General features: G+C 55.6%; 12 protein-coding genes and 1 pseudogene. 6 read left to right on the top strand and 7 right to left on the bottom strand.

Annotated features, from left to right (window positions below; all coding sequences use genetic code 11):
- Positions 1 to 98 precede the first annotated feature (98 nt).
- Complete coding sequence (locus H8B15_RS04150; RefSeq protein WP_187318397.1) at positions 99 to 1,568, bottom strand: PhoX family protein; 1,470 nt, start codon at positions 1,566 to 1,568, stop codon at positions 99 to 101.
- A 309-nt stretch (positions 1,569 to 1,877) separates the two neighbouring features.
- Here H8B15_RS04150 and H8B15_RS04145 point away from each other — a divergent pair, with 309 nt between their 5' ends.
- Positions 1,878 to 2,435: a hypothetical protein gene (locus tag H8B15_RS04145; RefSeq protein ID WP_187318396.1), complete on the top strand. Its 558-nt coding sequence runs from the start codon at positions 1,878 to 1,880 to the stop codon at positions 2,433 to 2,435.
- 104 nt (positions 2,436 to 2,539) lie between these two features.
- On the opposite strand, the gene H8B15_RS04140 is transcribed toward H8B15_RS04145, so the two are convergent.
- Positions 2,540 to 3,070 (bottom strand): NUDIX domain-containing protein, encoded by a 531-nt coding sequence (locus tag H8B15_RS04140; RefSeq protein WP_187318395.1) that lies wholly within the window; start codon positions 3,068 to 3,070, stop codon positions 2,540 to 2,542.
- Between the two features lie 309 nt (positions 3,071 to 3,379).
- On the opposite strand from H8B15_RS04140, the gene H8B15_RS04135 reads away from it, so the two are divergent.
- Together H8B15_RS04135 and H8B15_RS04130 are read left to right on the top strand one after the other, a co-directional pair.
- Positions 3,380 to 4,798 (top strand): DEAD/DEAH box helicase, encoded by a 1,419-nt coding sequence (locus H8B15_RS04135; protein WP_187318394.1) that lies wholly within the window; start codon positions 3,380 to 3,382, stop codon positions 4,796 to 4,798.
- Positions 4,799 to 4,940: 142 nt separating this feature from the next.
- Positions 4,941 to 5,417 (top strand): hypothetical protein, encoded by a 477-nt coding sequence (locus tag H8B15_RS04130; protein WP_187318393.1) that lies wholly within the window; start codon positions 4,941 to 4,943, stop codon positions 5,415 to 5,417.
- Between the two features lie 115 nt (positions 5,418 to 5,532).
- Here the strand turns inward: H8B15_RS04130 and H8B15_RS04125 are convergent, their stop codons facing one another.
- The 4 genes and pseudogenes from H8B15_RS04125 to H8B15_RS04115 form a co-directional block, all read right to left on the bottom strand.
- The gene (locus H8B15_RS04125) at positions 5,533 to 5,706 is read right to left on the bottom strand and encodes a hypothetical protein (RefSeq protein ID WP_185283885.1); all 174 of its coding nucleotides are present in this window, start codon (positions 5,704 to 5,706) and stop codon (positions 5,533 to 5,535) included.
- A gap of 724 nt (positions 5,707 to 6,430) precedes the next feature.
- On the bottom strand, positions 6,431 to 6,568 hold the full coding sequence (locus tag H8B15_RS20945; RefSeq protein ID WP_246455302.1) for a hypothetical protein: 138 nt from the start codon (positions 6,566 to 6,568) through the stop codon (positions 6,431 to 6,433).
- A 288-nt stretch (positions 6,569 to 6,856) separates the two neighbouring features.
- Positions 6,857 to 7,003: pseudogene (locus H8B15_RS21345) on the bottom strand (helix-turn-helix domain-containing protein); the annotation flags it as partial.
- 427 nt (positions 7,004 to 7,430) lie between these two features.
- The gene (locus H8B15_RS04115) at positions 7,431 to 9,197 is read right to left on the bottom strand and encodes a L,D-transpeptidase family protein (protein ID WP_187318391.1); all 1,767 of its coding nucleotides are present in this window, start codon (positions 9,195 to 9,197) and stop codon (positions 7,431 to 7,433) included.
- Between the two features lie 393 nt (positions 9,198 to 9,590).
- On the opposite strand from H8B15_RS04115, the gene H8B15_RS04110 reads away from it, so the two are divergent.
- The 3 genes from H8B15_RS04110 to H8B15_RS04100 all read left to right on the top strand — a co-directional run bounded on the left by H8B15_RS04110 (position 9,591) and on the right by H8B15_RS04100 (position 13,288).
- A complete protein-coding gene (locus H8B15_RS04110; RefSeq protein WP_187318390.1) occupies positions 9,591 to 11,387 on the top strand; it encodes a M1 family metallopeptidase in 1,797 nt (598 codons plus the stop codon).
- 89 nt (positions 11,388 to 11,476) lie between these two features.
- The gene (locus H8B15_RS04105; RefSeq protein ID WP_187318389.1) at positions 11,477 to 12,385 is read left to right on the top strand and encodes a cyanophycinase; all 909 of its coding nucleotides are present in this window, start codon (positions 11,477 to 11,479) and stop codon (positions 12,383 to 12,385) included.
- 54 nt (positions 12,386 to 12,439) lie between these two features.
- Positions 12,440 to 13,288: a hypothetical protein gene (locus tag H8B15_RS04100; RefSeq protein WP_187318388.1), complete on the top strand. Its 849-nt coding sequence runs from the start codon at positions 12,440 to 12,442 to the stop codon at positions 13,286 to 13,288.
- Between the two features lie 178 nt (positions 13,289 to 13,466).
- Here the strand turns inward: H8B15_RS04100 and H8B15_RS04095 are convergent, their stop codons facing one another.
- Positions 13,467 to 14,426 carry an isoaspartyl peptidase/L-asparaginase family protein gene (locus H8B15_RS04095; protein ID WP_187318387.1) on the bottom strand — a complete coding sequence of 320 codons (960 nt, stop codon included), beginning with the start codon at positions 14,424 to 14,426 and terminating at the stop codon, positions 13,467 to 13,469.
- Positions 14,427 to 14,494 lie beyond the last annotated feature (68 nt).

Genomic DNA, 14,494 nt, shown 5'->3' with positions numbered 1-14,494 from the left:
GAAGTGACATAGCAGCTAGCCCCCTACCAGTAGGCCTGGTAGGGGGCTTTTTAAAAAATCAGAAAATGCGTAACCGGAGCTATTTCTTGCGGCTGACTTTACTGTTGTACGCCACGCACAATCACTACCTGGCCACCCTCCTTGTTTTTGTTGCGGGTTTCGTTGGAGCCGTCCGCGTTCAGGTACTTATCGTCCTGCCAGGTGTGCGGGTGCAGGTTGAGCAGGAAGGTATTGGGTACGCCCACGATGTCGGAGATATCCTGCATGGCGCCGTATTCCCAGCTGCTCAGGCGGGTGTCGTTGCTTTTGTTGTATTTGGCCTGGAAGGTAGGGTCGTTGCGGCGGTGGTTCATTTCCAGCATCGGCTTCAACTGCTTGCTGCCCATGTTGTATTGCCATACGCGGCCATCGTGCTTGTTCTCCTTATAATAGGAGTCGCCGTCTTCCTGGATGTAGACAAAGTTTTGGGTTACGCACAGGTTGTCGGGGTTTACAATGCTGTTGCCGGGGTCGGTGCTACCGTCGACCACCACTTCCAGCTTGCCCTTCAGCGCATTGCTGGCATCCAGCTGTAAGCGGTACACGCGCCCCCACATGGTTTTGCCGGTTACGGGCGTCACCTTATCGCTCTGGCTGACGCCGGTGGCAGTGAAGTACACTTCGCGACCGGCGCCATTGCCGCCCTTGCGGTAGTCGATGTCCTCTACCCGCGCAAACTGAATGGTCTTCTTCGCCATCGACTGCGCGGCAATCTGCGCGCCTGTCGACGTTTTGGCGTTGTCAATTTCCACAAACTCCACGTCGTACTGCTGGCCGGCTACCATGTCCGTCTCCACGGGGTTGCTGTTGGTACGCTTCAGGAAGTAGAGCTTGCCGTTTTGCAGGTCGCCCACCGCGTTGCTTAGGTAGGCCACCAGTTGCCCGTCGCTATTGTCCTCGCCAATGATAATCATGGTCTTGCCGGGGTAGGCGTCCTTGGGCAAGGGCACGGCGTTTTCCATGGAGGCCTTACCCAGGGCCGGCAGCATGCGGCTCCGGTCTTTCTTGTTGATGGGCCCCAGCGGGTCCAGCGCGTGCACCATCGATTCGCCATCGGTTTCGCCGGCCGTCAGGAAGGTAGGGCCAAAGCCGTGTTCCTGCGGGGTAGCCAGCGTAGCCGAGCATAGCCGGAAGCCGCCGCCGTCGCCGTCCAGGATATATTCGCCCTTCACCGGCTTAAACGTCTTGTCCAGATACACCCGCGACACCGACCACATAATCTCGTGGTTGTTGATGAGCACGTAGCCTTCCCCGTTCGGGTTTTTCAGTAGCCCCGAGCCGTCGGGCTGGGCACCGAAGATAAAGTCCGGTGATTCGGGCAGCTTATCATCGGAGCTGATCAGGGGTAGGATTTCCAGGTTCTCGTAGCCCGGCAGCGCCTTCACCAGCGCCGGATTCACGGAGTGCGCCTGCAGCTGCACCTCTGTAGGGTTGGCATTAGTTGAGTCTGTGTCGTCGTTGCAGCCCAGCAGCGCAAACAGAAGAAGAGCGGGTAATTTGGCGGTGAAAGTGTAGCGGTTTGAAAACATATGGGGAGTGGTTGTAGAAAAGATGCGCAAAGGACTCACCCTACCATTACCTGATGGTTACGCCTACTTTACCACTTGGCTATGTTTGTCGACTTGCTTCGTCAGCTCAATCTTCTCATAAGACTCCTACTCAACCTATTATTTGTACAATACTATGTTTAGCTTCTCACCATCCTACAAAGCTGCCTAGATCTTTTAAGCTTTATTTCATTAAAACAAACAGATAATACTTATATCAAGTCAGCAAGCCGGATTCCGTACATTTGTGTTTTCTCAATAAAACGCCGTGTGTTTGACCTGTGTTGTCTTATGAAACATTATCTACTGTTGTTGGCTGGCCTTATCAGCTTTGAAGCCTCTGCCCAAATGCTGCCGGGCACGCCGCGCAAAAAATACCTGCGCCCCAAAAAAGACGAAGAATGCGCTTACGTGCTCAACGTAACCAAGAACACCGACGAGGACGCCGAAATCAGCGCCTCCGTTACACGCCTAGCCTATCGCCCCTACGCCGAGTTGCTCACAGAAATTACGGAGCTGCGCCGCCTAAATAACTGGGCCGATAGCACCTATCAGCGCCGATTTCAGGCTTTGCCAGCTGGCGGGATGCTAGTAGTTACCATGTATCGGCGGGGTGCCCAGAACGCCGACCCGGCCCTGCTCAGCGTTACCGCTCGTGATAAAGCTGGCAAGGAGCTGCTAGCTGTACCAGCCCTACCCGAAGGCCAAGGCCGCTTCTGGAACCGAGATTTATATATGAGTAAACGCTCTATACCATTTGTTAAAACAGAAGATCAACAGTCTGTATACGTGACGCTTAATGATGCGAAACTAAAGCAAGACTTTGAATATATCGTAAACGCACAGTAGCAGAACAGACATTAGCTTCACTGAAAAAGCATCCCGTGCCGCCTGAGGGTTTAGGTGACACGGGATGCTTTTTTTATACAAATGTTATATAATACAGAGACTCATTAATGTATATCCTTTTGTTTAAACAATTGGTGCCATTGTGTAGCCAGCAGTGTCTTTGCATCCAGTAGCTTTTCCTTATACAATTCCTCGGCTGTTAGCTCCACCAATTCGAGGTGTTCATTTTCGCTGGCTACGCCGCCGCCGGCTTCCGTTTGCTTACTTACTTCGGCATAGTAGATATAATGCCGCTCGGCGGAGTTGCCGGGCGAGGGGTATACCTCGGCAATGGGGGTTAGCGCATCGGTAGGGTAGCCTAGCTCCTCCTGTATTTCACGGCGCAGCGCTTCTTCCGGGTTTTTATCGTCCGGGTCAATCATGCCCGCCACAATTTCCAACACATCGGCTTCAGCGCCTACCCGATACTGCCGCACCAGCAAAAACTTCTCTTTTTCCGTGTCGAATACCAGCGCGGCCACAGCCTGCCCTGGCTCAAAACGTTCCCGTTGCAGCCTTTTGTCGCCGTCCTGCACCGTAAGCTTGCTGAGCTTGTAGTGACCATCGTAGGCAATGTTTCGATCAGTTATTTTCATGGTAGGAAGAAAGACAGTTCTTGAAAGATTATCAGCTAATACGAACAAAAACGGGCGGTAGCTTGTCGTGTTGCGGTAGATGAGGCGGCAATATGCACAGTCTCCTACCCTTCACTGCTGGTAGCCTGCTGCTAATCAAGCACAACTCTCTCTGCTGGCTATTCTTTGCGCCTGCATAGGCGCTTTGGTTCTGCCTGATTTTCTGGTGTGCACCAATTTCTACCGCAAACCTTCCGACCTTTGCGGGCTCTATTCACGCGCTGGCCTGCGGTCAGTGGCCCGTTCGCGGGCATTTTTCTACTTTTTTTAATGTCCTTCGACGAACTTAATCTGATTGACCCCATCCTGCGCGCCTTGCACGAGGAAGGGTACACCACGCCTACCCCTATTCAGGCGCAGGCCATTCCGCAGGTGCTGGAAGGCCACGATCTGCTGGGCGTGGCGCAAACCGGCACCGGCAAAACGGCCGCCTTTACAGTTCCTATTCTGCAGATTCTGCACCAAACGGCACAGGTAGCGCAGCACTCGCACTCCCGCATTCGCTGCTTGGTGCTCACGCCTACCCGCGAGCTGGCCATTCAAATCGGGGAGAGCTTTGCGGCGTACGGCCGCCACCTGAAGCTGCGCCACACGGTTATTTTTGGCGGAGTAGGCCAGCTGCCCCAAACGCAGGCGCTGCGGCGCGGTGTGGAGGTGCTGATTGCCACTCCTGGCCGCCTGCTCGACCTTATGAACCAGGGCTATATCGACCTGCGTCATCTCGACGTGTTTGTGCTGGACGAGGCCGACCGCATGCTGGACATGGGCTTCATTCATGACATCAAGCGCATTCTGCCTAAGCTGCCGGCCAAGCGGCAAACGCTGTTTTTCTCGGCTACCATGCCCGGTCAGATTCAGGAGCTGGCCAACTCGCTGCTGCGTCCCAACCCGGTGAAGGTAGCCGTGACGCCCGTTTCGAGCACTGCCGATACGGTATCGCAAGCCGTATATCTGGTAGAGAAAAACGATAAGCCGGCCTTGCTCGAGCACGTGCTGGCCGATAAAAACATCCGCCGCGTGCTGGTCTTCACACGCACCAAGCACGGCGCCGACCGCGTAGTGAAGACGTTAGCAAAGGCTAATATTCCGGCCGAGGCCATCCACGGCAACAAGTCGCAGAACCACCGGCAACGGGCGCTCAGCAACTTCAAAGCCGGTACTACCCGCGTGCTGGTGGCCACCGATATTGCGGCTCGCGGCATCGACGTAGATGAGCTGACCCACGTTATCAACTACGAAATGCCCAACGAGCCCGAAACCTACGTGCACCGCATCGGCCGCACCGGCCGGGCCGGCGCCGATGGCATGGCCCTGTCGTTTGTGGAAGATGAGGAGCGCGCCTACCTACAGGACATCCAGCGCCTGATTAAGCGCCAGATCGATGTGGTGTTTGAGCACCCCTACAAGACCACCAACGTGGAGCCCGTGATGCTGCACAGCGGCAAAAATATTCAGCGGCCCAAAGGCCCGGCGGGGCGCCCGCCCCGCCCCGGCCGGGGGGGTAATGGTAATAGCCACGGCGGAGGCCGTTCCGGCGGACAAGGGGCTGCTACCAGCCGCACTAGTTCGCCCAGCGCGGGTAGTAGTGCTCAGCGTTCAACTTCGGGTGGTAACCGGCCTGCAACGGCAGGCAGCAACGGTGGCGGCAATCGTCGTCGGTACCGGGGCGGCAACGGCGGGCAACGCTAGCCTCATTAGATTTAGCTTGACTGTATTAAAAAACCGAACGTCTCCGCAGACGTTCGGTTTTTTTGTGTCTTTGAGAGAGTCGAAAGGAAACAAAAAATCCGGCTATTGGCTTATATTTCCGGACATCCTTTTCTTTCACTGTATGGCTATCAGCACTCTTCCCGTTATTCAGGCGTTGCGCGCCACGGCGCAGCGCCTAGCCACGCAAGCGCCCTACCAGTGGGGGCACATGGGCAGTTGCAACTGCGGCCACCTGGCGCAAACCATCACTCACCTCACCAAAGCCGAAATTCACCGTCGGGCCATGCAGCGCTACGGCGACTGGGAGCGGCAGCTCATCGATTACTGCCCCTCCAGCGGCCTGCCCATCGATGATACGATTGATGAGATGCTGGCCGCAGGCTTCACCCGGCAGGATCTGGCCCACCTGGAGCGCCTCTCCGACCCTGTTATCCGGGGTGCCTTGCCGTTGGAGCGACGCAACGCATTGCGCCACAATCAGCGCGACGATGTAGTACTCTACCTGCGTACCTGGGCCGATCTGCTGGAGCAGCCCCTATTGCAGGCTATTACGCTGCCGCCGCTGTTGCCTACCCCGGCTACGGTTAGCGTTGCCTAGCGTCCCACTTCAATCTACAGTATTCAGCACGTAGAAAGCCCCGCCAGATTACTTCCGGCGGGGCTTTCTACGTGCTAGCTGCTCATCTTTCTACAGAGAACAGAGCGAAAACAGCTTAGTAATTTACGTTGCTGCGCTGCGCCTCCCGGTACATTTCGGGGCGGTGGCTGCGCTTATAGGCAGCGTCGGCATCGGGGTCTTTCTCAGGATCGGGCTGTTGCGCGCAAGAAGAAGCAAATAGCAGCGTGGCGCTGGCAGCAAGCAGAAGAAACAGGCGAGACGTTTTCATGGCCCAAAGGTAAGCATCCACGCTAATAACGCCAAGCCGGATTTATAGGATGCTTTTCCCGCAGTAGTGGCAAGAGTATCGTGCCAAGTGGCTACCAGGTCTTTCTGTTACAAAAGTGAACGACGCGTACTTGACGCCAAAAACATTGCGGAGGTATGTAAGCTAGGGTTATGTCATCAGGTAAGCGCTTATTGCTTTGACATGCTCTCTGCATAAGGGCCGAGTTACTTTTGTTACGCCTTCAGATGTAGTCGCGAATAAAAGGCCCCTACTAACTGCTTTGGCCAAACGCTGTAAGTAGTATTTATTGTTTTAACAAGCCATCCTACCTGTTAACAAATTTAGCATCAGCACTGCGCTTTCCAGAGATAAACAATCTAATTATTTTATATAACTATTCCTTTTTTTAATAAAAACAGGTACTAATGCTTTTATTCTAAAGCCATAGTTACGATCATTCAATATAATTATCTGAAAAATAGTCACTTATACAGGCAAATAATCATTATGTTAGCCGAGTCATATCAGCAAATACACATCAGATTTATCGAATTTTAGCACCTCAACAAAACAACTAAGTATCTTCTGCTAATGAATCCATTCGGCTGGCTGAACAATACAAAGCAAAGGGATCTGCCAAATTGGATTATAGTAATTAACAGCGCTAAACAACATCCTTGCCACATCTAGTCCATGCGCTGTTAAAACACGCAAATAACAGTAGTTACTTCTCCGGCTGGTAGTCCGTGAACGTGCCGTCCTGATAGAAGATAATGATGCGGCGGATAGCCTTATCGGTGGGGGTAGCCGCCAATGCGAGGGGCAATGCAGCAGCTACCTGAGACGCCTGAGCAATTGGCATGGGTGACTCAGGCGTAGCCGTTTCCTGTTCCACAACGGCGCTTTCTTCACGCTCAGCAGAGCCTATCTGTCGATGCGAATGGTTGACAGCACCTTTTTTTGGCTTTATAGCTTCGCTGCTGAGCTCCGATGAAGTAGGAGACGTTCCGTGCTGCCTTTTCTTATTAGAGCTTACTACGGACGTAGAAATAGCTTGCGTGGCACCACTAGGCGTTTCGGTTAACGCAGATACTAGCATAGGACCTTCTCCTTTTAGCAGCCAGGGTAGCGCTAAATCCGGAAAGGCATCCATTATTTTCTGCATCACCTCCAAACTGGGCTTATTCCGCCCACTCAGAATGTGGCTGACTACAGGCCGGCCGATACCAATAGTATCCGCGAACTGGGTAGGAGAAAGTGCGCGCGTAGCCAGAATCTGCCGGATGCGTTCAATCATGCTAAAGCTGCAATAACAAGGGTCAGCTTCACAAATGTACGTAACCAGTCCGTTTACCCCAGCACGCTGCTCTTGTTCCTTGCATATTCCTACTGATTACATATGTATTTACAATGGTAATCAACAGTTTACATATGTAATACATATGTAAACTGTTTCCCAGCTCCTTCTGCCCCTATCTTTCTTATTCAGCATTATTATGCATGCCCCGTTCGTCGATGCCAAGCACCATAGAAGCTGACTGCGTGCATAGCACCAGCCGGCTTCTATGGTGCTTGGCGGAGAGCCTGCTCTGCGGCGTCTATTTTATTCGGTTACTCTACGCATCACACATAAAACACGAACCCCCTCCTGCCAGGCTTTGCGCTATGCTCTGCTTGGTAGAAGGGGGTTCGTGTGTGGCTACGGCACAGCCACACAGTGGCACCTAGTTGAAATACTCTTTCGCTAGGTTCTTGTCGTGTCCGTAGATGTCGTCACGGAAATTCAGGTGGCCGGCATCGTCTACCCACGCCGTGAAATACACGAGGTACACGGGCAGTTTTTCGGGTAGCGTAATGTACTTCTCCTGCCGCTCTCCAATGGTGCTCAGGATCGTATTTTCATCATAGCCGGGCTTGTTGCGCAGCAGGTACGTAGCCAGCTTAATAGGCTCGGCCACGCGGACACAGCCGTGGCTGAAGTTGCGCTTAGTTTGGCTGAACAGCTCGTCGTGGGGCGTGTCGTGCAGGTAAATATCGTTGGAGTTGGGGAAGATAAACTTCACGTCGCCCAGGTCGTTTTTGGGGCCGGGGCGGCGGCGCAATGTGTACTTCCAATTTGCCTGCGTGAGGTTGGCCCAGTCCACTGTAGTGGGGTCGATGGGGGTAGCCTTGGCGCCCCAGCCCTTCACCACTTCCATGTCCAAACGGTCGAGGTAGGCTTGTGGATTGGCCACCAGTTTCGGGCGCATTTCTTTGTCGATAATGCTGAATGGCACGTTCCAGTAAGGAGCCAATACCACGTACTCCATCTTGTCGCTGAAGACCGGCGTTGCATTCAGAGTCTTGCCCACAATCACATTCATGGTCATCACTTCCTTGCCATCTTCCACTAAGTGCAGCTTGTAGTCCGGGATGTTTACGAGCAAATAATTTTGCTCAAAACGCTTCGGAATCCAGCGCCAGCGCTCCATGTTCAGGATGATCTGATCGATACGTTTATCGAGTGGAATGTTGAGCAGGCGCAGGGTTTCGCCACCCACAATCCCATCGGCCCGCTGCCCGGTTTGCTGCTGAAACTTCTTTACTGCAGCTACCAGCTCACCGTCGTATTGCTGGGCGGCGGGTGCAGGTGCCGCGCCATCAGAGGGGCCATTATTGGCTACCGTCTGCACGGGCGTAGCCACGCCCTGGGCGGGCGTGCCGGGCTCGTCGAGCAGGCGGCGGCGCAGCAGCGCTACGGTCGGCGACGTATCGCCCGGCTTGAGCTTGGTACCAGCCGGCAGGGTAGGCCAGCCGCCGTTGCGCTGGATGGCGCGGTACTCGGCCAAAGCCTTTTTCAACCGGTCGTACTCGGGGTGCAAGGGCTCGAACTCGTAGTAGGGATACGTGCTTTCGCGCTCCTGCAAAATGGTCATGAGGGCTTTGTGCAACTTGATTTTGTTGCGTTTTACGTCCCAATCGATGTTTTTGACCTCTCTAGGATTTACTATGCCCCTATAAAAATCGGAGGCCCAGGCGAAGTACGTGCCCGACAGCGCCACGTCGATTTGCTTTTCCAGGTCGTTGCGCTGGGTGGTGTCACCGCGGGCTTTATCCAGCTCCGCAAACATCTTATCGAAGTTTTTGATCTTATACTTCTTCGGATCCAAACCTTCGTCGCCGGCTTGGTTGATGACCTCAAGTAGCTTCTTGGCCTGCGGTACTACCTCGTGGTTTTTAAACCAGCCCAGGCGGTAGTCGCGGGCTTTGTAAAATTTCTTGGCCCAGTCGAGCTGGTTTTTGAAAGCGGGTTCGGCCAGCATCTGGCGCGCCACATACACGCTGTCGAGCGTGGGCTGCGGGCCCTGGTTGCCGGTAAGTACGCCGGGTAGCGCGTCCTGAACTTTCGCCTTCTGCTCCTGGCTGCAGCTGGTAGCCGACGCCAACAGCGTCAGGCCGCAGAGCCAGCAGAGCAGCGTAGTCAGGAAAGCGGAGTGAAACAGTGATTTCATGAATTCGGTAAAGTGGAAGGAATGATAGCCGCGCCGCCCGACTCCGGAAAATTATATTCCCGGCTCCAGCCCGGTGCGTGCCCGTTCTACTCCAAACGCTACCGTAGGGTTATTGCGTTCCGGGGTAGGCGCACTCCGTCGACATGCAAGGTAGGGGTTTTGCCGCTATCCATACGCATCCTCAGATTGGTGGTGGGTAGGTGCCGAAGCGCGGGCGAGTAGCTTGCACTTCGGCAGCACTGGGGCCAGACGACCGCGCCGTTGCTGCGAGCCACTCGCCCGCGCTTCGGCGGAAACCTATTGTAGCGAATGAGCGCGCTGGTCGTATACCCTACCCACGTTGCCACAACTAGCGCCGCACCGCCCGACTATTTCCTGATTTCCATTTCTATTATGACTGCTTCCATTCCCGCTTCTTCCGACCCGCACAGCTACGCCCGCCCGGGTGAGATAGTCGTCCGCCATTTGCAGCTCCAGCTGCGCGTTGATTTTGCCAGCCGCACGTTTGCCGGCCATGCCACCTGGCAGCTCCACAACCCGGCCGGTGGCACCGAGCTCTACCTCGACACCCGCGACCTGCTCGTGGAAGCCGTGCTACTCGGCGGCCCCGATGGTTCGCCTACCCCCTTCTACCTGGCCCCTGCTGATTCGGTGCTGGGCCAAGCCTTGCGCATCGCCGTAGAGCCGGACACCGAGCACGTGACCATCCGCTACCGCACCACGCCGGGCGCCGCGGCCTTGCAGTGGCTGACGCCTGAGCAAACGGCCGGGCGCGAACAGCCGTTTCTGTTCACCCAGTCGCAGGCCATTCTGGCGCGCACCTGGCTGCCGTGTCAGGACTCGCCGGGCGTGCGCTTCACCTACGAGGCCCACATTGAAGCGCCCGCCCACCTGCTGGCCCTGATGAGCGCCGCCGACAACCCGCAGCAGCTCGACGCCGCCGGGCGTTACCAGTTCCGGCAGCCCTACCCTATCCCGGCCTACCTGATGGCCCTGGCCGTAGGCGACCTGACCTTTGCGCCGCTAAGTGAGCGCACCGGTATTTATGCCGAGCCCGCTACCCTACCCCTGGCCACGCACGAGTTCGTGGATCTGGAAAAAATGGTGGCCGCTGCCGAGGCCTTATATGGCCCCTACCGCTGGGGACGCTACGATTTATTGGTGCTTCCGCCGTCTTTCCCATTTGGTGGTATGGAAAACCCATTTTTAACATTTGTTACACCTACTATTCTGGCCCGCGACCGAAGCCTGACCAGTCTGGTAGCTCATGAGTTAGCGCATTCGTGGTCAGGCAATCTCGTCACCAATGCCACCTGGGACGATTTCTGGCTGAATGAGGGCTTTACGGTGTATTTTGAAAGGCGCATTATGGAGCAGCTATACGGCCGCAAGTATGCCGATATGTTGCAAGTATCAGGCTTTACCGATTTGCAGCACACCCTCGCGGAGCTAGGCCCCACCAGCGCCGACACGCACCTTCGCCTGCACCTGACCGGCCGAGACCCCGACGAGGGCATGACGGAAATTGCTTACGAAAAGGGCGACTACTTCCTGCTCACGCTAGAGCACTTGGTAGGGCGCCCGCGCCTCGACTCCTTTATTAAGGAGTACTTCACCCGCCACAGCTTTCAGTCGATGGATACGGCGGGCTTCATAACTTATCTGCGGCAAGCCTTGTTAGACCAAGAGCCGGGGCTAGAAGAACAGCTTCAGCTCGATGCCTGGATAAACGGTCCGGGTGTGCCGGGGGTAGCACCACCCGTGGCCTCGGCTCGCTTCGAGGCAGTGGACGCTGCCCGCCAACAGTGGCTGGATGGCGAAGCGGCTCCTGCCCTATCCACCGCCGAGTGGAGCAGCCACGAATGGGTGCATTTCCTGCAAGGTCTCCCCCACTCCCTGACGCACGCGCAACTGGCAGAGCTAGACGACGCCTTCGACCTTACCCATTCCGGCAACGCCGAAATTCTGGCGGCGTGGTTTCCGTTGGCGCTGGCCGCCGGCTACTCCCCTGCCGACGAAGCTTTGCACCAGTTTCTGGTGCGCGTGGGCCGGCGCAAGTTTTTGGTGCCGCTCTACCGGGCGGTGCTGGCTACCCCCGGCGGCCAGGAGCGGGCCCGGCAGATCTATCAGGAGGCTCGGCCCAACTACCACGCCGTGGCTACCAACACCCTCGACGCGCTACTTGGCTAATCGGCGTCGCCCTACCCTACTCCGGCCCGATGCTTGCAGCCCGGACTGGTACGTTGTAATTTGTGAGTTGATAAAAAACAGTCGTAACGTTGAACAATCAAAAACCCCTCGGTAAGCTGATTGCCATCGGTGGCAACGAAGATAAAGGCACCTACTCCAGCGCCAGTGTGCGCAAGAAATACTACCTCAACTTTTTCGAGCTGGGCATCCTGCGTCGCGTGGTGCAGGAGTCGGGCAAGGAAGACCCGCGCATAGAGGTAGTGACTACGGCCTCCATGATTCCGGAGGAAATCGGGAAGATTTACGTGGCCTCGTTTGGCATGCTGAATTGCCGCAACGTGGGCGTGATGGATATCCGCACGCCCGAGCATGCCCGCATTCCCATGTACCTGGAGCGCCTGCGCCGCGCCGACGTGGTGATGTTCAGCGGCGGCAACCAGTCGCGGCTGCGCGAGATGTTTGGGGAAGGCGAGTTTCTGGAAATCCTGAACGGCCGTTACCACCGCGAGTCGAACTTTGTGGTGGCCGGCACCAGCGCCGGGGCCATGGCCATGTCGCAGATTATGATTCGGGGCGGCTCGGTGCCCGACGCGCTGATGAAGGGCGCCGTGAAAATCGGTAGCGGCCTGGGCCTGATCGACGACGTGGTGATTGACTCGCACTTCGTGAAGCGCGGCCGCTTCGGCCGACTCATCGAAGCCGTGAGTCTGCACCCCAAGCTCATCGGCATCGGGCTGGGCGAAGACACGGGCGTGCTCATCACCGGCGGCAACCTCATCGAAACCATCGGCTCCAACCTGGTCATCATCATGGACGGCCATACCATTCGGCACAATAACGCCGCCGCCGCGAAAAAAGGCGCGGCGCTATCCGTGGAGAACATGACCATGCACGTGCTGGCCAAAGGCAACGTGTACGACATCGACGAGCGGAAATTCTATGCCGGCAAAACCAACTTTGCCGAAACGGTGAGTATTGAGCAGCCGGGACAAGTGTAGGAATTGTTAAGCTTGTGTATAAAAGCAGAGCCGCCATTCTAAGCTAAACTTAGAATGGCGGCTCTGCTTTTATCGAAGAAAATGAATCAAGTTCCTCTAGCACCATCCTCAAGTTTTTACGTTGCTTTAGCTCCTTATCTATCTTTGGTTATTCATTTGCCTTGCGTAACGATCATACATAAACAATCAGCATTCTATATGAAACACCTTTTTATTCTACTAGCCTTAACCTTGACCTTGGGAAGTTGTACCTCTGCTACTGAATCTAAAGGAGTAGATGCAATACTTGCTTTCTATGGCGGCAAGCTCAACTATGCGAAAGGGGTTTCAGCAACGACAGAAGACAAACTGCAAGGAAAATTTTATGAACTTAAGCTCACTGGGATAGGCGAGAAAATTAAGCAACATTTTACCTCCTTTCAATTGCCTGCATCTAACTGTGCATATTTATTTTATGAAGCTTTGTCGTCAGAAGAAAGGCAAAATTACGCTTTCATTCGTGTCAATATTGAAGGAGAAAAAACCAATTATGAGTTTGCTATGCAAGATCTAGCAAAGGTAGAGCAAGCAATGTCCTTGGTTACACATTCCGTCAACGACATACGTGCGCAGGATTACAACCGCTTTCTGGCGAAAGGCAATCCGCAGGCATCTTCCCCTTCAGAATGGCAGCAGGCCAAACCTACCTTTATCGCTGCTGACCGAGAGTATGGTAGTGTTAAGGAGTTTAGTCTGCAGGGCTTCGAGTTCATGCAACAGAATCTATCTAGCGGTACCGAACAGTTTGTGCGTATGGCTGGGGTTTTGGTCAGAGAGAAGAATAACACTGATTTCACTTTCATCGTGGCTCCCACAGCCTCTTTGCAAAGCCAGTATTTATATGGCTTCGCTTTTGAGAAATAAGCAAGTCAATAATCTGTGGCCATTCTCTTAGAGTAAGTAGGAAAGCTTATGATTATCCGATATGCACTCTTATATAAAGCGCCTTGAATCGAAAGTAACTTTGTGCATCTATATATAATAAGGAGTAGCCACCAATAACAACCCGTTACAACCAGCCACTCCTTATTATATACGTTCCCTATCCTTCGTCGCCGTAGATACCTATATATATAGGAGTGGAATCGGTGAGGCTGGCGCGGTACATGCCTTCGGAGTTGAAGGGTAGGGCCACGTGGCCGGCGGCGTCTACTGCCACCAGGCCGCCCTCGCCGCCTACCGGGGCCAGCTTGTCGTGCACCACGATGCGGCAGGCTTCGGTGAGGCTCAGGCCGCGGTACTCCATCAGGCAGGCAATGTCGTGGGCCACTACGGCGCGCAGAAAATATTCGCCGTGGCCGGTGCAGCTGATGGCGCAGGTCCGGTCGCTCGCCCAGGTGCCGCTGCCGATGATGGGCGAGTCGCCGATGCGGGAGTAGCGCTTGTTGGTCATGCCGCCGGTGCTGGTGGCGGCGGCCAGGTGGCCGTGCTGGTCGCGGGCCACGGCGCCCACGGTGCCCATTTTCTTTTTGGGGTCTTCGTTGGGTAGCTGGGCTTCGGAGTGGTCGAGGCGCATGCGGCCTTCTTGCAACGCCTCCTGCAACTGGTCGTAGCGGTGCTGGGTGAAGAAGTACTCGGCGGGCTGGGTAGGCAGATTGTGCTGGCGGGCCAGCTCGTCGGCGCCGGGGTAGGCCAGCAGCACGTGGTCGGTGTGCTCCATCACGAGGCGAGCGGCCCGGATGGGGTTTTGCACGGCGCGCACGCCGGCCACCGCCCCGGCCAGACCGGTGCGGCCATCCATAATAGACGCGTCCATTTCGTGGTGGCCCTCGTGGGTGAACACGGCCCCGCGGCCGGCGTTGAACAGCGGGCAATCTTCGAGGCTGCACACGGCCAGTTCCACGGCGTCGAGGGCCGAGCCGTGGCGGCGAAGCACGTCGGCGCCGGCTTCGAGGGCTGTTTGCAGGGCGGCGCGGTAGGCGCGCTCGGCCTCGGCCGTCATGGAGGTGCGGGCAATGGTGCCGGCGCCGCCGTGCAGGGCCAGCGCCCAGGTAGTAGACATAAGCAGACGAAAAACAGTGGGAGAAATCGGCCGAAAAATACGCAAACTATCCTACCCAATCCCGCCGC

It is taken from the genome of Hymenobacter citatus (assembly GCF_014333615.1).
Taxonomy (GTDB): Bacteria; Bacteroidota; Bacteroidia; order Cytophagales; family Hymenobacteraceae; genus Hymenobacter; species Hymenobacter citatus.
Note: the sequence above shows the minus strand (reverse complement) of the source record. Positions and strands in the feature narration are given on the sequence as shown.